The sequence below is a fragment of the Pseudomonas sp. GL-R-26 genome, from assembly GCF_019947365.1.
Classification (GTDB): domain Bacteria; phylum Pseudomonadota; class Gammaproteobacteria; order Pseudomonadales; family Pseudomonadaceae; genus Aquipseudomonas.
The window spans coordinates 240,974-260,016 of the sequence record NZ_JAGYGI010000003.1; the positions used below are offsets into that span (position 1 = coordinate 240,974).

At 61.2% G+C, this 19,043-nt stretch carries 13 protein-coding genes; 3 read left to right on the forward strand and 10 right to left on the reverse strand.

From position 1 onward, the window contains the following. The first annotated feature begins 17 nt into the window (after positions 1–17). Positions 18–2,534, forward strand: coding sequence for a phosphoenolpyruvate--protein phosphotransferase (gene ptsP / locus KGA96_RS05790; RefSeq protein ID WP_223511984.1), 2,517 nt, complete (start codon positions 18–20; stop codon positions 2,532–2,534). Between the two features lie 29 nt (positions 2,535–2,563). After that, on the forward strand, positions 2,564–4,279 hold the full coding sequence (gene nagE, locus KGA96_RS05795; protein ID WP_046040971.1) for an N-acetylglucosamine-specific PTS transporter subunit IIBC: 1,716 nt from the start codon (positions 2,564–2,566) through the stop codon (positions 4,277–4,279). A 186-nt stretch (positions 4,280–4,465) separates the two neighbouring features. Here the strand turns inward: nagE and KGA96_RS05800 are convergent, their stop codons facing one another. After that, complete coding sequence (locus KGA96_RS05800; protein ID WP_046040968.1) at positions 4,466–4,777, reverse strand: YqfO family protein; 312 nt, start codon at positions 4,775–4,777, stop codon at positions 4,466–4,468. 20 nt (positions 4,778–4,797) lie between these two features. Continuing rightward, positions 4,798–8,694, reverse strand: a complete 3,897-nt coding sequence (gene purL / locus KGA96_RS05805; protein WP_046040966.1) for a phosphoribosylformylglycinamidine synthase — start codon at positions 8,692–8,694, stop codon at positions 4,798–4,800. A 285-nt stretch (positions 8,695–8,979) separates the two neighbouring features. Here purL and mltF point away from each other — a divergent pair, with 285 nt between their 5' ends. After that, a complete protein-coding gene (gene mltF / locus KGA96_RS05810; RefSeq protein WP_046040963.1) occupies positions 8,980–10,440 on the forward strand; it encodes a membrane-bound lytic murein transglycosylase MltF in 1,461 nt (486 codons plus the stop codon). Between the two features lie 141 nt (positions 10,441–10,581). On the opposite strand, the gene pdxJ is transcribed toward mltF, so the two are convergent. The 8 genes from pdxJ to lptF all read right to left on the reverse strand — a co-directional run bounded on the left by pdxJ (position 10,582) and on the right by lptF (position 18,999). Continuing rightward, positions 10,582–11,325, reverse strand: coding sequence for a pyridoxine 5'-phosphate synthase (gene pdxJ / locus KGA96_RS05815; protein WP_223466627.1), 744 nt, complete (start codon positions 11,323–11,325; stop codon positions 10,582–10,584). 50 nt (positions 11,326–11,375) lie between these two features. Then, entirely contained in the window at positions 11,376–12,059 is a 684-nt protein-coding gene (gene recO / locus KGA96_RS05820; protein ID WP_223511996.1) for a DNA repair protein RecO, read from the reverse strand. A 166-nt stretch (positions 12,060–12,225) separates the two neighbouring features. Further along, positions 12,226–13,128, reverse strand: coding sequence for a GTPase Era (gene era / locus KGA96_RS05825; protein ID WP_007973959.1), 903 nt, complete (start codon positions 13,126–13,128; stop codon positions 12,226–12,228). After that, positions 13,121–13,810, reverse strand: coding sequence for a ribonuclease III (gene rnc, locus KGA96_RS05830; protein WP_008053221.1), 690 nt, complete (start codon positions 13,808–13,810; stop codon positions 13,121–13,123). The genes era and rnc overlap by 8 nt, the downstream gene beginning before the upstream one ends. A 185-nt stretch (positions 13,811–13,995) precedes the next feature. Further along, complete coding sequence (lepB, locus tag KGA96_RS05835; protein ID WP_046040956.1) at positions 13,996–14,850, reverse strand: signal peptidase I; 855 nt, start codon at positions 14,848–14,850, stop codon at positions 13,996–13,998. Positions 14,851–14,855: 5 nt separating this feature from the next. Continuing rightward, complete coding sequence (gene lepA, locus KGA96_RS05840) at positions 14,856–16,655, reverse strand: translation elongation factor 4 (protein WP_223512006.1); 1,800 nt, start codon at positions 16,653–16,655, stop codon at positions 14,856–14,858. 171 nt (positions 16,656–16,826) lie between these two features. After that, entirely contained in the window at positions 16,827–17,888 is a 1,062-nt protein-coding gene (gene lptG / locus KGA96_RS05845) for an LPS export ABC transporter permease LptG (RefSeq protein WP_046040952.1), read from the reverse strand. Then, entirely contained in the window at positions 17,881–18,999 is a 1,119-nt protein-coding gene (gene lptF, locus KGA96_RS05850) for an LPS export ABC transporter permease LptF (RefSeq protein ID WP_046040950.1), read from the reverse strand. Before lptF ends, lptG begins: the two co-directional genes overlap by 8 nt. Positions 19,000–19,043 lie beyond the last annotated feature (44 nt).

Sequence of the window (19,043 nt, forward strand, 5' to 3'; positions counted from 1 at the left end):
CCTGATGAGACCGAGCCATGCATAACAACAATAAAGAGCTGACCTTAAGCGCCCCGCTCAGCGGCCCGGTGCTCACGCTCGCCAAAGTCCCGGACCCGGTGTTTGCCAGCGGCGCCATGGGTGACGGCATCGCCATCGATCCGCTCAACGACACACTCCACGCCCCCTGCGCCGGCGTGGTGGTGCATGTCGCCCGCACCGGTCACGCGGTAACCCTGCGTGCCGACAACGGCGCGGAATTGCTCCTGCACCTGGGGCTCGACACGGTCGAGTTGCAGGGCCAGGGCTTCTCGATGCTGGTCAAGGAAGGCGCGCGTGTCGCCAACGGCCAGCCGCTGCTGCGCTACGACCTCGACAAGGTCGCGCAACAGTGCAAAAGCCTGGTCAGCCTGCTGATCCTCACCAACAGCCAGGACTTTCAGGCACGGCCCATCACCCTCAAGTCAGTCAAGGTCGGCGAGCCGCTGCTGCACATTATTCGTCGACAGACGTCAAGCGCACAGGTGGATACCGAGTTTGCTGGCGCAGAGATTGTCGGTCTGGTGCGCATTGCTCACCGTGGCGGTCTGCACGCGCGGCCGGCTGCGTTGATCCGTCAGACCGCGCAAGGATTCAAAAGCAAATCGCAGCTGCATTTCGCCGGCAAGTCGGCCACCTGCGACAGCCTGATCGGCCTGATGGGGCTGGCCATCGGCGAGCAGGCGGAGGTCCAGGTCAGTTGCCATGGCCCGGATGCCGAAGCTGCGCTGCAAGCCTTGCTGACCGCGTTATCCACAGCCCTGGCCGAAGACCACCACGCTGCCGCGCCAGCAACGATTGCCCAACGCAATCGTCCCGCCGAAGCCGGCGTGTTACACGGCGTCTGCGCGGCACCCGGCCTGGTCGGCGGACCTCTGTTTCGCCTGAATGCGATCAGCCTGCCGCTGGATGCCGGCCAACATGATCGGCTGCAACAACAGCAAGTGCTGGACGCGGCACGGAGCCAGGTGCGCAGCGAAATCGAACACACGCTGGCCTTGGCGAAAAAACACAGGGACACCGCGGAGGAGGCGATTTTCGCCGCACACCTGGCGCTGCTCGAAGACCCGGCCTTGCTGGACGCCGCCAGTCAAACCATTGCCCAGGGCACGGCCGCGACCCACGCCTGGAGCCAGGCCATCGACGCGCAATGCGAAGTCCTCCAGCAAACCGGCAGCACGCTGCTGGCCGAACGCGCCAACGACCTGCGCGACCTCAAGCAACGGGTACTGCGCGCATTGCTCGGCGATACCTGGCATTACGACGTGCCGGCCGGCGCCATCGTCGCGGCCCATGAACTGACGCCTTCCGATTTACTGCAACTGAGCCAGCAAGGCGTCGCCGGGCTGTGCATGGCCGAAGGTGGCGCGACCTCCCACGTCGCGATTCTGGCCCGGGGCAAAGGTCTGCCGTGCATGGTCGCACTGGGTTCGACGCTGCTCGATCAGCAACAGGGGCAACCGGTGGTGCTGGACGCCGACGGCGGCCGCCTCGAACTGACACCCAGCACACAGCGCCTGACCGACGTGCGCCAGCTGCAACAGCAACAGCAACAACGCCGGGCCGAACAGCAGGCCCAGGCCCACACACCTGCGCTGACCAGCGATGGCCTGCGCATCGAAGTCGCCGCCAATGTGGCGTCTAGCACGGAAGCGGCAGACGCATTGGCCAATGGCGCCGACGGCGTCGGCTTGCTGCGTACCGAGTTTCTCTTCGTCGACCGCCACACCGCCCCGGACGAACAGGAACAACTCCACGCCTATCAAGCGGTGCTCGATGCCATGGGCGACAAGTCGGTGATCATCCGCACCATCGATGTCGGCGGCGACAAGCAACTGGACTACCTGCCACTGCCCGCTGAGGCCAACCCGGTGCTCGGTCTGCGCGGCATTCGCCTGGCCCAGGTTCGTCCTGAACTGCTCGACCAGCAACTGCGCGCGCTGTTGCACCTGCGTCCGTTGTCACGCTGCCGGATCCTGCTGCCAATGGTCACTGAAGTCGATGAACTGCTGCACATCCGCCAGCGCCTCGATGCCTTGTGCGGCGAACTCGGCCTGGCGCAACGCCCGGAGCTGGGGGTGATGATCGAGGTTCCGGCCGCCGCACTGCTGGCCGAGCAACTGGCCGAACACGCGGACTTCCTGTCCATCGGCACCAACGACCTGTCGCAATACACCCTGGCCATGGACCGCGACCACGCTGGGCTCGCTGCGCGCGTCGATGCGCTGCATCCGGCACTGTTGCGGCTGATCGCCCAGACCTGCGCCGGTGCGGCGCAGCACAACCGTTGGGTGGGCGTGTGCGGCGCACTGGCGTCCGATCCATTGGCCACGCCGGTGCTGATCGGCCTGGGCGTCAGTGAGTTGTCGGTGAGCCCGGTACAGGTCGGTGAAATCAAGGACCGCGTGCGTCATCTCGACGCCAGCGAATGCCGGCGCATCAGCCACGACCTGCTCAAGTTGAGCAGCGCCAGCGCGGTGCGTCACGCCTGTCACCAGCATTGGCCTCTGAGCTAAAGAACAACAAGAATCCACGGAGAACCGCCATGTACCAACTTTTCATCGAAGGCCTGCAACGCCTCGGCCGCGCGCTGATGCTGCCGATCGCGATCCTGCCGATTGCCGGCCTGCTGCTGCGCCTGGGCGATACCGACCTGCTGAACATCGCGATCATCCACGACGCCGGCCAGGTGATCTTCGCCAACCTGGCGATGATCTTCGCCATCGGCATCGCGGTCGGTTTCGCCAAGGACAACAACGGTACGGCGGGGCTTGCCGGGGTGATCGGCTACCTGGTGATGATCTCCACCCTCAAGGTGCTCGACCCGAGCATCAACATGGGCATGCTCGCCGGGATCGTCAGCGGCCTGATGGCCGGCGCGCTGTACAACCGCTTCAAGGACATCAAGCTGCCGGAGTACCTGGCGTTCTTCGGCGGCCGGCGTTTTGTGCCGATTGCCACCGGGTTCGCCGCCGTGGGCCTGGGCGTGGTGTTCGGCTACATCTGGCCGCCGATCCAGCACGGCATCAACAGCTTCGGCACGCTGATGATGGAAAGCGGCAGCTTCGGCGCGTTCGTCTTCGGCGTGTTCAACCGCCTGCTGATCGTCACCGGCCTGCACCACATCCTCAACAACATGGCGTGGTTCGTGTTCGGCAACTTCACCGACCCCACCACCGGCGCGCTGGTGACCGGCGATCTGTCGCGCTACTTCGCCGGCGACCCGAAAGGTGGCCAGTTCATGACCGGCATGTTCCCGATGATGATCTTCGGCCTGCCCGCCGCCTGCCTGGCGATGTACCGCAACGCCCTGCCGGAACGGCGCAAGGTGATGGGCGGGATCTTCCTGTCGATGGCGTTGACCGCGTTCCTGACCGGCGTCACCGAGCCGATCGAATTCGCCTTCATGTTCCTCGCGCCGCTGCTGTATCTGCTGCATGCGTTGTTGACCGGCCTGTCGATGGCGATCACCAATGCCCTGAACATCCACCTGGGTTTCACCTTCTCCGGCGGCTTCATCGACATGATCCTTGGCTGGGGCAAGTCCACCAACGGCTGGATGGTGTTCCCGGTGGGCCTGGCGTATGCCGTGATCTATTACGTAGTGTTTGATTTCTGTATCCGCCGCTTCGACCTGAAAACCCCGGGGCGTGAAGATGCCGCCACCGTCGAGAAGACTGTAGTTGCCGACAACGAGCGCGCCGGGGCTTACATCAAGGCCTTGGGCGGTGCCGAAAACCTGATCACCGTCGGCGCCTGCACTACGCGCTTGCGCCTGGACATGGTGGATCGCAACAAGGCCTCGGATACCGACCTGAAAGCTCTCGGCGCCATGGCCGTGGTGCGTCCGGGCAAGGGCGGGAGTTTGCAGGTGGTGGTGGGGCCAATGGCCGATGCCATTGCCGATGAGATTCGCCTGGCGATGCCGGCGCTGGGTCGGGCCTTGGTGTCGTCACCAGCGGCAGAAATCGACGCACCCAAACCCGCCGCCGTGGTGACACCCGAGGCGCAGCAATGGCTCAGCGCCCTGGGCGGTGGTGACAATGTGCTGCAACTCGATTGCATCGCCATGACCCGAATTCGCCTGCAACTGGCCAATGGCAAAGCGTTGTCGGAGTGTGATTTGAAAGCACTGGGCTGTCAGGGAGTCAGCCAGTTGGAAGGTGGCGTGTGGCATCTGTTGGTTGGCGACAAGGCGCCGAGCTTGAGTGATGCGCTGGAAGCATTGGTCAATCGCAGTGAGGTGAGTGCCAAGGTTTAGATCCTCGGTGCCTGATAGGCCGCCATCGCGAGCAGGCTCACTCCTACATTTGCTCTGCGTACACCGCACCACTGTAGGAGCGAGCCTGCTCGCGATGAGGCCCTCACTGACACCACTGAATCCTGAGCAACAAAAAACCCGCTGAAATCTCTTTCAGCGGGTTTCTCATTTCAGCAGCCAGGAAGATCAGAAATCCTCCAACCGCCACACCTCATAAGCCGGTGTCTCGTAGGGATGGCTCTGTTTCAGAGCCGCCACCACCGAGTGGATCAACTCATCGGCCACCACCAGCTCAACCTTCCATTCCTCGACCTGCTCGACCTGCCCCGCTTCGCCAATGAACGGCTGACTGCCGTCCAGTGGACGAAACTGACCCAGGCCCAACACCTGCCATGCACAGTGGTCGTAAGCACCGATTCGACCGCCACCGGCGGCGAAGACGGCACTCTTCACGTCTTCGACGTGACTGGTTGGAACGAAAAAGCTGAGCTTGTACACGGCGCTTAGTTCACCCGCTTTTAGTTTACCCAGACCCGAGCATTACGGAACATGCGCATCAACGGTGCATCTTCGTTCCAGTCATCCGAACGCCACGAGTTCTGCACGGCACGGAACACACGCTCCGGGTGCGGCATCATGATGGTCACGCGACCGTCGCGGCTGGTCAGGCCGGTGATCCCGCGCGGCGAGCCGTTCGGGTTGGCCGGGTAGCTTTCGGTGACCTTGCCGTGGTTGTCGACGAAACGCATCGCCACGCAACCGGACAGATCGGCTTCCAGTAGTGCTTCTTCGCTGGAGAACTCGGCATGACCTTCGCCGTGAGCAATGGCGATCGGCATGCGCGAACCGGCCATGCCTTGCAGGAAGATCGAGTTCGACTCCTGGATCTGCACCATGGCAACACGCGCTTCGAACTGCTCGGAACGGTTGCGCACGAAGTGCGGCCAGAACTCGCTGCCCGGGATCAGCTCGTGCAGGTTGGACATCATCTGGCAACCGTTGCACACGCCGAGGGTGAAGCTGTCGTTGCGTTCGAAGAAGCCCTGGAACGCATCGCGGGCACGGCTGTTGAACAGCGCGGATTTCGCCCAGCCTTCACCGGCACCCAATACGTCGCCGTAAGAGAAGCCGCCGCAAGCGACCATGCCCTTGAACTCGTTCAGGTCGACACGGCCGGCCAGAATGTCGCTCATGTGCACGTCGATCGCGTTGAACCCGGCGCGGTCGAACGCGGCCGCCATTTCCACCTGACCGTTGACGCCCTGCTCACGCAGTACGGCAACCTGTGGGCGAATGCCTTTCTTGATGTAAGGCGCGGCGATGTCCTGGTTGATGTCGTAGCTCAGCTTGACGCTCAGGCCCGGGTTCTCTTCTTCCAGCAGCACGTCGAACTCTTGCTCGGCGCAGTTGGCGTTGTCACGCAGACGCTGGATCTGGTAGCTGGTCTCGGCCCACTGGCGTTGCAGCAGACGACGCTGGCCTTCGAACACGGTTTCGCCGTTGAAGGTGATGCTGATCTCGCCGTTGTTCATCGGCTGACCGACCACCGATACGCAATCACCCAGACCGGCAGCGCTGAACTGCGCGAGGATGTCCGGGGTGGCGTCCTGGCGAACCTGGATCACGGCGCCCAGTTCTTCGTTGAACAGAATCGCGGCGATGTCGGCCGAAGTTTCTGCCAGACCGTCGAGGTTCAGGCTCAGGCCGCAGTGACCGGCGAACGCCATCTCGACAACGCTGGTCAGCAGACCACCGTCGGAACGGTCGTGGTAAGCCAGCAGGTGACCGTCGGCGTTGAGGCCCTGGATCACCGCGAAGAAGGCTTTGAGGTCTTCGGCGTCATCGACGTCCGGAGCCTGCTTGCCGAGCTTGCCGTGAACCTGTGCCAGGATCGAGGCACCCATGCGGTTCTGGCCGCGGCCCAGGTCGATCAGGATCAGGTCGGTGGTGCCCTTGTCCATGCGCAGTTGCGGGGTCAGGGTCTGACGGATGTCAGTCACTGGCGCGAAACCGGTCACGATCAGGGACATCGGCGAAGTCACGGACTTGTCCACGCCTTCGTCGTTCCAGCGGGTGGCCATGGACATCGAGTCCTTGCCCACCGGAATGGTGATGCCCAGCTCAGGGCACAGTTCCATGCCGACCGCTTTCACGGTGTCGTACAGGCGTGCGTCTTCACCCGGGTGACCGGCAGCGGACATCCAGTTCGCCGACAGCTTGATGTCGGAGATCTTGCCGATGCGCGAAGCGGCGATGTTAGTCAGGGTTTCGCCGATGGCCATGCGGCCCGACGCCGGAGCGTCCAGCAGTGCCAGCGGAGTACGCTCGCCCATGGCCATGGCTTCACCGGTGTAGACGTCGAAGCTGGTGGCGGTGACGGCAACGTCGGCCACCGGAACCTGCCACGGGCCGACCATCTGGTCACGAGCCACGAGGCCGGTGATGGTGCGGTCGCCGATGGTGATCAGGAAGCTCTTGCTGGCCACGGCCGGGTGATGCAGGACGCGCTCGACGCAGTTGGCGATGTCGAGGGTCGACGGATCGAAATCGTCGCCCAGTTCGTTTTCACGAACCACCGAACGGTGCATGCGTGGAGCCTTGCCCAGCAGCACTTCCAGTGGCATGTCCACCGGGCTGTTGCCGAAGTGGCTGTCGGTCACGGTCAGCTGCGGTTCAGCAGTGGCTTCGCCGACTACGGCAAACGGGCAACGCTCACGTTCGCAAATCGCCTTGAAGCGCTCGAAGTCAGCCGGGCCGACCGCCAGAACGTAACGTTCCTGGGATTCGTTGGACCAGATTTCGTGCGGGGCCATGCCCGGCTCGTCGTTTGGAATGTTGCGCAGTTCGAAACGGCCACCACGGTCGCCATCGTTGACCAGCTCCGGGAAGGCGTTGGACAGACCGCCCGCACCCACGTCGTGGATGAAGCTGATCGGGTTCTTGTCGCCTAGTTGCCAGCAACGGTCGATGACTTCCTGGCAGCGACGCTCCATTTCCGGGTTTTCGCGCTGTACCGACGCGAAGTCCAGGTCTGCCGAGCTGGTGCCGGTGGCCATGGAGGAAGCCGCGCCGCCGCCCAGGCCGATCAGCATCGCCGGGCCGCCGAGCACGATCAGCTTGGAGCCGACCAGGATCTCGCCTTTCTTGACGTGTTCTTCACGGATGTTGCCCATGCCGCCAGCCAGCATGATCGGCTTGTGGTAACCGCGAACTTCGTCACCGTGCGGGGTGGTGATCGACTGTTCGAAGGTACGGAAGTAACCGGTCAGGGCCGGACGACCGAATTCGTTGTTGAACGCAGCGCCGCCCAGCGGGCCTTCGATCATGATGTCCAGCGCAGTAACGATGCGCTCAGGCTTGCCGTACGGCACTTCCCACGGCTGTTCGAAGCCCGGGATCTGCAGGTTCGACACGGTGAAACCGGTCAGGCCAGCCTTCGGCTTGGCACCGCGACCGGTCGCGCCTTCGTCGCGGATTTCGCCGCCGGAACCGGTGGATGCGCCCGGGAACGGGGCAATCGCGGTCGGGTGGTTGTGGGTCTCGACCTTCATCAGGATGTGCACCGGTTCCTGCACCGCGCCGTACTGGCGGGTCTCAGGGTCCGGGAAGAAACGACCGGCCACGGAGCCGACGATCACCGAAGCGTTGTCCTTATAAGCCGACAGAACGCCTTCGCTGTGCATCACGTAGGTGTTCTTGATCATGCCGAACAGGCTTTTTTCCTGGCTCTGGCCGTCGATGTCCCAACTGGCGTTGAAGATCTTGTGGCGGCAGTGCTCGGAGTTCGCCTGGGCGAACATCATCAGTTCGATGTCGTGCGGGTTGCGCTTCAAGCCGACGAAGGCGTTGACCAGGTAGTCGATCTCGTCTTCGGCCAGGGCCAGGCCCAGCTCGGTGTTGGCTTTTTCCAGCGCGGCGCGGCCGCCACCCAACACGTCGATCGCGGTCAGGGGTTTTGGCTCGGCGTGGCTGAACAGGCCGGCGGCCTGTTCGAGGTTGCCCAGGACGATCTGGGTCATGCGGTCGTGCAGGCCGTCGGCGATCAGCTGGGCTTCAGCGTCGCTGAACTGGCCGGCCACGTAGAACGCGATACCGCGCTCCAGGCGCTGGATTTTCGCCAGGCCACAGTTACGGGCTATGTCGCTGGCCTTGCTCGACCACGGAGAGATGGTGCCGAAACGCGGCAGCACCAGAAACAGACGACCGGTCGGTTCTTGTACCGGAACGCTTGGACCGTACTTCAGAAGGCGCGCAAGCACCTGCTGTTCGTCGCCGGTCAGGACGCCCGTAACTTCGGCGAAGTGAGCGAATTCAGCATACAGGCCACTGACAGCCGGAACCTTCTGGCTCAGTTGCTCAAGGAGTTTGCTGTGGCGAAAGGCAGAAAGGGCAGGAGCGCCGCGCAGGATCAACATCTTCGGGACAGCCTCGGGAAGGGGTGTGCTTTGAGGCCGTGCATTCTAGCCTAAACAGCCCGCGACATCACCCGAAACGCTACGCACGGTTGCACTCGGGTGTCGTTCTGTGTTTCTGCCTCGAAAGTCAGGTTAATTGGGCGTGTGACGACAGCTTATTTTTACTGTAACAAAATGCAGAAAAGGCCCATTCCTGCGGGGTTTCTGCCGGTTTTGTGATCTCTAGCAGACAACCCCCTCACTGTCGAGATATGGCGCCCGTGGTCCTTTGCGTATACTGCGCAGATGTTTTTCCCAACGGCTTTGCGTCCGCGGTATGCCAAATGGCTGATCGCAACCGGACTCTTCCTGATGCTCGGTGGCTGTGTTGATAAACCCAACACGCTCGAGCGCGTAAAGGAGGATGGTGTGCTGCGGGTGGTTACCCGAAACAGCCCTGCCACCTACTTTCAGGATCGCAACGGTGAAACCGGCTTCGAATACGAGCTGGTGAAGCGCTTCGCCGACGATCTGGGGGTGGAGCTGAAGATCGAGACCGCCGACAACCTCGATGACCTGTTCAACCAGGTCGGCAAGCCCAATGGCCCGGTGCTGGCGGCGGCCGGTCTGGTCAGCAGCGAAGAACGCAAGAAGCAGGTGCGCTTCTCCCACTCCTACCTGGAAGTCACCCCACAGATCATCTACCGCAACGGTCAGTCACGACCGACCGATGCGAAAGACCTGGTGGGCAAGAAGATCATGGTGCTCAAGGGCAGCACCCACGCCGAACAGCTCGCGCAACTGAAACAGAAATTTCCCGGCATCGAATACGAAGAGTCTGACGCGGTCGAGGTCGTCGATCTCCTGCGCATGGTGGACGAAGGTCAGATCGACCTGACACTGGTCGACTCCAACGAAGTGGCAATGAACCAGGTGTACTTCACCAACATCCGGGTCGCCTTCGACCTCGGTGACGCCAGCAACCAGAGCTGGGCCGTCGCACCGGGCGACGACAACAGCCTGCTCAACGAAATCAACGACTACCTCGACAAGGTCAAGAAGAACGGCACCCTGCAACGCCTCAAGGACCGCTACTACGGGCATGTCGACGTCCTCGGCTACATGGGCGCCACCACGTTTGCCCAACACTTGCAGCAACGCCTGCCCAAGTACGAACAGCACTTCAAGTCGTACGCCAAGAAAGAGAAAGTCGACTGGCGCCTGCTCGCGGCCATCGGGTACCAGGAGTCGTTGTGGCAACCGGCGGTCACATCCAAGACCGGCGTGCGCGGCCTGATGATGCTGACCCAGAACACCGCACAGGCCATGGGCGTGTCCAACCGACTGGACCCCAAGCAGAGCATCATGGGCGGCGCCAAGTACCTGGCCTACATGAAAGACCAGCTCGACGATTCGATTCAGGAACCGGACCGGACCTGGTTTGCCCTGGCAGCCTACAACGTCGGCAGCGGCCACCTGGATGACGCGCGTAAACTGGCGGCCAAGGAAGGCTTGAACCCGGACAAATGGCTGGACGTGAAGAAGATCCTGCCGCGCCTGTCGGAAAAGAAGTGGTACAGCAAAACCCGTTACGGCTACGCCCGTGGCGGCGAACCGGTGCATTTCGTGGCGAACATCCGTCGCTACTACGACATTCTGACCTGGGTCACGCAGCCGCAGCTTGAAGGCGATCAGGTCGCCGAGGGCAAACTGCTTGTTCCGGGGATCGACAAGACCAAGCCTGCTCAAGAGCCTTCACCGCTCTAACAGAACAACCGAGATCAAATGTGGGAGCGGCGGTGCGACGATTCGACTTGCTCGCGAAAGCAGTGTGCCAGCCAACAGAGATGTTGAATGATAAACCGCTTTCGCGAGCAAGCCCGCTCCCACAGGGTTTGGTGTCGTTCTTCAGGCTTTGGCAGCCGCCAGAATCAACGCCTTCATCTCCGAAACAGCCGACTTGAAGCCAACGAACAGCGCATGGGCCACCAGCGCATGGCCGATGTTCAGCTCGTTGATGCCCTTGATCGCCGCCACGGCTTCAACGTTGTGATAGTGCAGGCCATGGCCGGCATTGACGATCAGCCCCTGGGCCAGGCCGAAGGCCACGCCATCGGCCACACGCTTGAGTTCTTCGGCGACTTCGGTCGGTGTCTCGGCATCGGCATAACGCCCGGTGTGCAGCTCGATGGCCGGCGCGCCGACACGGCGGGAGGCTTCGATCTGGCGCTCATCGGCGTCAATGAACAGCGACACTTCGGAGCCGATCTTCGACAGGCGCTCGACCGCGGCCTTGATCCGCGCTTCCTGCCCCGCCACGTCCAGGCCGCCTTCAGTGGTCAGTTCCTGACGGGTTTCCGGCACCAGGCAAATGTGCGCCGGGCGGATGCGCTCGGCGAACTGCATCATTTCTTCGGTGACGCCCATTTCGAAGTTCATGCGGGTTTGCAGCACGTCCTTGAGCACCAGAACGTCGCGCTCCTGAATGTGCCGACGGTCTTCGCGCAGGTGCACGGTGATGCCGTCGGCGCCCGCCTCTTCCGCGTCCAGCGCTGCCTTGACCGGGTCCGGGTAACGGGTGCCCCGGGCCTGACGCAGAGTGGCAACGTGGTCGATGTTCACGCCAAGAAGAATACGGGTGCTGGTGGTCACGGAAAGCGCTCCAGTAGAAGAGAAAGTTCGGTGCACAGCATACGGTGTGATCAGGGCTTGCGAAACAGCTCGCGACTGACAAGTGGACGGCCGCCCAGGTGAACGGCCAACGCCTGGCGCATCAAGCGCTTGGCGGCAGACAGGGCGCCGGGGGCGGACCAGTCGGCTTCGGCCATGGCCAACAGTTCGGTGCCGTTGAACAGGCCCGGTTGCAGCAGATAGACCCGCTCCAGCCCCGCATCCACTTGCAAACGGTAGAGACCGTCCGGCGCGATGGGCTGATCATGAATATCAGTCGTCAGGGAAAACCCGTAGCCGAGGTCATCGAGCAAGCGCCACTCGAAGGAGCGCAGCAAGGGCTCCAGTGGGCGACCTTCGGCCAGCGCCAGCAAGGTGGCGGCGTAATGATCGAACACCGAGGGGAGCGGATCTTCGGCGGGCAACAGACGAATCAGCAGCTCATTGAGATAAAGCCCACTGAACAGCGCCTCGCCAATGAGCCAGGTGGAAACCCCGGCACTTTCCATGCGCCCGACATTCTTCAGCTCGCCCTTGCCCCGGAACTCGACTTCCAGTGGCACGAACGGCCGCGCCAACGTCCCGGCCTTGCCCCGCGCACTGCGCAACACCGCCCGCAGTCGACCTTGCGGCGTGAGGAAGTCCACCAGCGCGCTGTTTTCACGGTAGGCGCGGGAGTGCAGGACGTAGGCGGGTTGGGCGATGGGCTGGGACATGGAAATCGCAGATCTCGATGAAGAAGCAGATATTACTGGCAACCCCAAAACCACTGTAGGAGCGAGCCTGCTCGCGATGAGGGACTAACATTCAACACACTCGTTGACTGACAGACCGCTATCGCGAGCAGGCTCGCTCCTACAGTTACATCACTTGGGTCCGGCTTTACAGATCGCCATAACCCAACGAACGCAATGCACGCTCGTCATCGGACCAACCACCCTTAACCTTGACCCACAGGTTGAGCATGATCTTGGAGTCGAACAGCAACTCCATGTCCTTGCGCGCTTCGGTGCCGATACGCTTGATGCGCTCGCCCTTGTCGCCAATGATGATTTTCTTCTGGCCATCGCGCTCGACGAGGATCAAGGCATGGATATGCAGGGTCTTGCCCTGCTGCTTGAACTCTTCGATTTCAACGGTGATCTGGTACGGCAGCTCGGCGCCCATCTGGCGCATGATTTTCTCGCGCACCAGTTCGGCGGCGAGGAAACGGCTGCTGCGATCGGTGATCTGGTCTTCCGGGAAGAAGTGATCGTTTTCCGGCAGGTGCTCGGCGATTACGCGTTCCAGTGCATCGAGGTTGTGCCCGTGCTGTGCGGAAATCGGGATGATCTGCGCATTCGGCAACTGCTCCTGCAACCAGCTCAGGTGCGGCATCAGCTCGGCCTTGTCTTCGATGCGATCGGTCTTGTTCAACGCCACGATCAGCGGGCCGGTCACGTACTGGACGCGCTCGAGAACCATCTGGTCCTCTTCGGTCCACTTGGTGCGGTCGACCACGAAGATCACCACGTCGACGTCTTTCAACGCCGCCGAAGCGGTCTTGTTCATGTAGCGGTTCAGGGCCTTCTCGCCACCCTTGTGCATACCGGGGGTGTCGACGTAGATCGCCTGCACATCGCCCTCGGTCTTGATACCGAGCATGTTGTGACGGGTGGTTTGCGGTTTGCGCGAGGTGATCGCCAGCTTCTGACCCAGGATGTGGTTCAGCAGCGTGGACTTGCCCACGTTCGGACGGCCGACGATGGCAACATAGCCACAGCGAGTTGCGTTTGTATCAGTCATTGCCATTCTCCACACCCAGGGCAATCAGTGCTGCGGCGGCCGCTACCTGTTCGGCAATACGACGACTCACACCCTGACCTCGGCTTTTTTCATTCAGTAAGATGATTTCGCATTCGACGAAGAACGTCCGGCAATGCGGCTCACCCTGGATATCCACCACTTCGTAACGCGGCAGCTCACAACCACGGGACTGCAGGAACTCTTGCAGGCGGGTCTTTGGATCTTTGTTGGTGTCGACCAGTGTCAGGCCTTCGAACTCGCCGGCCAGCCAGGCAAGCACACGCTCGCGGGCCATTTCCATGCCGGCATCGAGGTAGATCGCACCGATCAACGCTTCGAGGGCATCGGCCAGAATCGACTCGCGACGGAAACCGCCGCTTTTCAGCTCGCCCGAGCCCAGGCGCAGGTATTCGCCCAGATCGAAACCACGGGCCAGTACGGCCAGGGTCTCACCTTTGACCAGTCGCGCGCGCAAACGCGACAACTGGCCTTCGCGAGCCAGCGGGAAACGCTCGAACAGCGCCTCGCCGGCGACGAAGTTGAGAATGGCGTCACCGAGGAACTCCAGGCGTTCGTTGTTACGCCCGGCAAAGCTGCGGTGAGTCAGGGCCAGGACCATCAGTTCCTGATCCTTGAAGGTGTAGCCGAGCTGACGCTCTAGACGGCTTAAGGAGACGCTCACGGTTTACCCACGCTGAGTTCGTGGCTGGATTCCACCGCCATTGCCAGGAGGCGGCGCAGGCTTGGGACAATTAACGCTGTGTTCAAAAATAACGTCCTGAATATCATTGTTTTCATGCCTCTGGCCCCCGAATCTGCCGGTTCCAGAAATGCATTCGGCGCTGTGTTCAACAGCGCCGTGTTTGATTACTTGATCAGGCCAACCCGCGAGAAATTCGGCAGGTGGCTGAGTTTGGGTTCCGGCCAGCTCATCCAGACCGCGAAGGCCTTGCCGACGATATTCTTGTCGGGAACCATGCCCAGCAGATCCTTGGGAATGTTTGGATCATCCCAGTAGCGACTGTCGTTCGAGTTGTCGCGGTTGTCGCCCATCATGAAGTAGTGCCCGGCCGGCACGGTCCACGAATGGTCCGGCATTGCGCGGTAGCGGCTCATTTCCTTGCGGATCATGTGCTCGGCCGCACCGAGTTTTTCCTTGTAGAGCTCAGCGCTGCCCAGCGTGCCCGGCTCGGCGCCGACCAGTTGCTCGGCAATCGATTGACCGTTGACGAACAGGCGCTTGTCGGCGGTGTAGCGAACCGTGTCGCCCGGCAAACCAACCACACGCTTGATGTAGTTGACGTTCGGGTCGCTCGGGTAGCGGAACACCATCACATCGCCGCGCTGCGGATCACCGACTTCGATGACTTTCTTGTCGATCACCGGCAAGCGGATCCCGTAGGAAAACTTGCTCACCAGGATGAAGTCGCCGACATCCAGGGTTGGCTTCATCGAACCGGAAGGAATCTGGAACGGTTCCACCAGGAACGAACGCAGCACCAGCACGATGAACAACACCGGGAAGAACGACTTGCCGTATTCAACCAGCAGCGGCTCTTTGTTCAGCTTCTCGACCACGACCATGTCAGGCTGGCTGACGCTGCCCTGATAGGAAGCGATGGCGGCACGCCGACGCGGGGCCAGGATCAACAGATCGAGCAACGCCAACAGGCCGCAGACGAACACGGCGATGACCAGCAACAGCGGGAAATTTAGTGACATAGGACCTAACTATCCAACCTGAGCACTGCAAGGAAGGCTTCCTGTGGAATTTCCACGTTGCCGACCTGCTTCATGCGTTTCTTACCGGCCTTTTGCTTTTCCAGCAGCTTCTTCTTACGGCTGACGTCACCACCGTAGCATTTGGCCAATACGTTCTTTCTGAGCGCCTTGACGGTTGTCCGCGCAACAATCTGCCCGCCAATGGCGGCCTGGATTGCCACGTCGAACATCTGCCGTGGAATCAGTTCTTTCATCTTCTCGGTCAGCTGGCGACCTTTGTAGTGCGAGTTGTCACGGTGCACGATCAGCGCCAGGGCATCGACCTTGTCACCGTTGATCAGCACGTCCAGTTTCACCAGACTAGCCGATTGATAACGATCGAAATGGTAGTCCAGCGAAGCATAGCCGCGGCTGGTGGATTTCAGGCGATCGAAGAAGTCCAGGACCACTTCGTTCATCGGCAGGTCGTAGGTCACTTGTACCTGGGTGCCGAGGAACAGCATGTCGACCTGCACACCACGTTTTTCGATGCACAGGGTAATGACGTTGCCCAGGTGCTCTTGCGGCACAAGAATATTTGCACGCACGATCGGCTCGCGCATGTCTTCGATGGAAGACAGGTCCGGCAGCTTCGACGGGTTATCGACGTAGATCGTCTCGCCGGTCTTGAGCAGCAGCTCGAAGATTACCGTCGGCGCCGTGGTGATCAGGTCCAGGTTGTACTCGCGCTCCAGGCGCTCCTGGATGATTTCCATGTGCAGCATGCCGAGGAAGCCGCAACGGAAGCCGAAGCCCAGTGCGTCGGAGCTTTCCGGCGTGTATTGCAGCGACGAGTCGTTCAGGGTGAGCTTTTGCAGCGCCTCGCGGAAGTCTTCGAAGTCGTCGGAGCTGACCGGGAACAGACCGGCGTAGACCTGCGGCTGAATACGTTTGAAGCCTGGCAGTACATCAACGTCCGGCGTCGAGCTCAAGGTCAGGGTGTCGCCCACTGGCGCACCGTGAATGTCCTTGATGCTGGCGATGATGAAGCCCACTTCACCGGCCTTGAGGTCAGCGGTAGGGGTGTGCTTCGGGTTGAACACACCGACGCTGTCTACCAGGTGGATCTTGCCGGTGGACTTGACCAGGATCTTGTCGCCCTTCTTCACACGACCGTGGCGCACGCGTACCAAGGAAACAACGCCCAGGTAGTTGTCGAACCAGGAGTCGATGATCAACGCTTGCAGCGGATCTTCGTAGTTGCCGGTCGGCGCAGGAATGGTGGCGACCAGGCGCTCGAGCACTTCATCGACGCCCAGGCCAGTCTTGGCAGAGCAAGTGACCGCATCGGTGGCATCGATGCCAATGATTTTTTCGATTTCTTCTTTAACACGGTCCGGATCGGCCTGTGGCAGGTCGATCTTGTTCAGCACCGGCATCACTTCCAGGCCCTGCTCGATTGCCGTGTAGCAGTTGGCAACCGACTGCGCTTCAACGCCTTGACCGGCATCGACCACCAGCAGCGCGCCTTCACAGGCAGCCAGCGAACGGCTCACCTCATAGGTGAAGTCAACGTGGCCGGGGGTATCAATGAAGTTCAGCTGGTAGTTGATACCGTCGCGAGCCTTGTAATACAGGGTGACGCTGTGCGCCTTGATGGTGATCCCGCGTTCACGCTCAAGGTCCATGGAGTCCAGGACCTGGGCTTCCATTTCGCGCTCGGCGAGGCCGCCACACATCTGAATGAAGCGATCGGCCAGCGTCGACTTGCCATGGTCAATGTGGGCGATGATGGAGAAATTGCGGATATGACTCAAATCACTCACGGATCAACACTCAAAAAGGCTGCAGGCATAGCCCGCCGAAAAATAGCCGGGAATTGTACCTGATCCGCGGCGCAAGCGTCACGTTCGCAGGTCAGACGGCGCCTACAAAAACGCCCCGGTCTTGCGACAAGGGCGTTTTTTAACGTCAAAGCGGTCGGAAAATGCCTGCCGTCAGCCTGCTCGACGCAACAGCCAGAGCCCCGCCACGGCACAAATACCCGCCGGCACCAGCACCGAAAGCAACGGCGGGAAGCCGAATACCTGGCTCGAAGGCCCCAGCAGATCCTGAACGATGCGGAAGGTGAAGCCCACCAGCACGCCGGTGAACACCCGTTGACCCAGGGTCACCGAACGCAGAGGGCCAAAGATGAAGGAAATCGCCATCAATACCAGAGCGGCAGTCACCACCGGCTGCAACACCTTGACCCAAAATGCCAGCCAGTAGCGGCCATTGTTCAGGCCCTGGTCCGCCAGATAGTGGATGTAACTCCACAGGCCGCTGATCGACAGCGACTCGGGCACCATGACCACGGTATTCAGCAACTGCGGGCTCAACGCAACTTCCCAGCGCTCTTGCGGGGTCGAAACCACTTCGGTGTTGCGCTCGTGGAACAGTGTGGTCGTGACATCCGTCAGCTGCCAGTGATCGGTGTCGAACTCGGCACGCTTGGCGAAGCTAGCCGACAGCATGTGCCGCTCGTTGTCGAAACGATAGCGGGTCACGCCATACAGAATGCCGTTGGGTTGCACCGAGTTGACGTGTATGAATTCATCGCCCTGGCGGTGCCACAAACCGTGCTTGGCGCTCTGTGCATCACCGCTGCCCTGGGCCAGCGAGCGATTGGCCTGCGCGGTGGTTTCGGCAGGTGGCGCGATGTACTCGCCGACCAATACACCGGCGAGCATCAATACCAGCATCGGCTTCATGACCGCCCAGACGATCCGGCCGATCGACACACCAGCGGCACGCATGATGGTCAGTTCACTGTTGCTGGCCAGGCTGCCCAGACCGATCAGGCAGCCGATCAGCGCAGCCATCGGCAGTAGTTCGTACATCCGGCGCGGCGCGGTCAACAATACATAACTCAGCGCATCGACCAAGGTGTAGGTATCGCTGACTTCACCCATCTCGTCGATGAAGGCAAAGAGGGTCGCCAGACCGAGAATGATCCCGAGCACCGCCAGGATCGCCATGAACACACTGCTACCAATGTAGCGATCCAGCTTAACCACGGGCCACCTCCAGCGCGCTGCGGCGACTCGCCCTCTTCAAGCGCAAGGGCTCCCAATAGAGCAAGCCCAGGCCGATGGACAGGAAAATCCCGTGCACCCACCACAAGCCAATCACCGCGGGGATCTTGCCCTTGTCGAGGGCGCCGCGGGCGGCAATCAGAATGGTCAGGTAAGCCATATAAAGAAGAATCGCCGGCAGTAATTTGAGGAATCGGCCCTGACGCGGGTTGACCCGCGACAGCGGCACCGCCATCAAGGTCACGATGAACACCAGCAACGGCAGAGACATACGCCATTGCAGCTCGGCGCGCATGCGAATGTCTTCACTGCCGATCAACGTACTGGTCGGCATCGCGTCGCGGTCGGTGACTTCGTCGCTGACTTCCGGTTTTGGCAGCAACACACCGTACTCGTCGTACTTGATCGCCCGGTAGTCGGCCTGCCCCGGATTACCGTCATAGCGATAGCCGTTATCAAGGATCAGGTAGCGGTTGCCGTCCGGACGAATTTCCTGGCGCCCCTTTTCCGCCACCAACACGGAAATACCGCGATCCTTGTTATTGGAACTGATGTTTTTCTGCGAGATGAATACACCACCCAGATTGACGCGGTCATCCGACATGCGCTCGGTATAGGTGACCCGGGTACCGTCACGCAAAGCCTGGAAGCGCCCAGGCTCCAGGGTATCGAATTCGGTCAGGGCATCCTGTTTGTTCAGCAGCAACTGAAACTGATTGGCCCCCTGTGGCGCCAGGCTCAGGCTCAGCCACGCCACGATGAGTGCAACGAGGGTGGCCGGGAACAGCGTCATGCAAACCAGCCGCTGCTGGCTCATGCCAGTGGCCGAGAGCACGGTCATTTCGCTTTCGAGGTACAGGCGCCCGTAGGACAACAGGATTCCGAGAAACAGCCCCAGCGGCAGGATCAGCTGGAGGAAACCCGGCAGGCGATAGCCCATGATCAGGAACAACGAACCCGGATCCAGCAGGCCCGAAGCCGCCTGGGCGAGGTATTTGATGAAGCGACCGCTCATGATGATGACCAGCAGCACGGCGCTGACGGCGCTCAAGGTCAACAGGACTTCGCGGGATAGATAACGGAAGACGATCAAACCAGACACTCCAGGGTTGTCAGGCTAAGGCGGCCAAACAAGCA

What these genes read in the sequence shown, in the direction of transcription:
- ptsP (WP_223511984.1), top strand. Translation starts at nt 18, where the DNA reads ATGCATAACAACAATAAAGAGCTGACCTTAAGCGCCCCGCTCAGCGGC.
- nagE (WP_046040971.1), top strand. Translation starts at nt 2,564, where the DNA reads ATGTACCAACTTTTCATCGAAGGCCTGCAACGCCTCGGCCGCGCGCTG.
- purL (WP_046040966.1), bottom strand. Translation starts at nt 8,694, where the DNA reads ATGTTGATCCTGCGCGGCGCTCCTGCCCTTTCTGCCTTTCGCCACAGC.
- mltF (WP_046040963.1), top strand. Translation starts at nt 8,980, where the DNA reads ATGTTTTTCCCAACGGCTTTGCGTCCGCGGTATGCCAAATGGCTGATC.
- recO (WP_223511996.1), bottom strand. Translation starts at nt 12,059, where the DNA reads ATGTCCCAGCCCATCGCCCAACCCGCCTACGTCCTGCACTCCCGCGCC.
- era (WP_007973959.1), bottom strand. Translation starts at nt 13,128, where the DNA reads ATGACTGATACAAACGCAACTCGCTGTGGCTATGTTGCCATCGTCGGC.
- lepB (WP_046040956.1), bottom strand. Translation starts at nt 14,850, where the DNA reads ATGTCACTAAATTTCCCGCTGTTGCTGGTCATCGCCGTGTTCGTCTGC.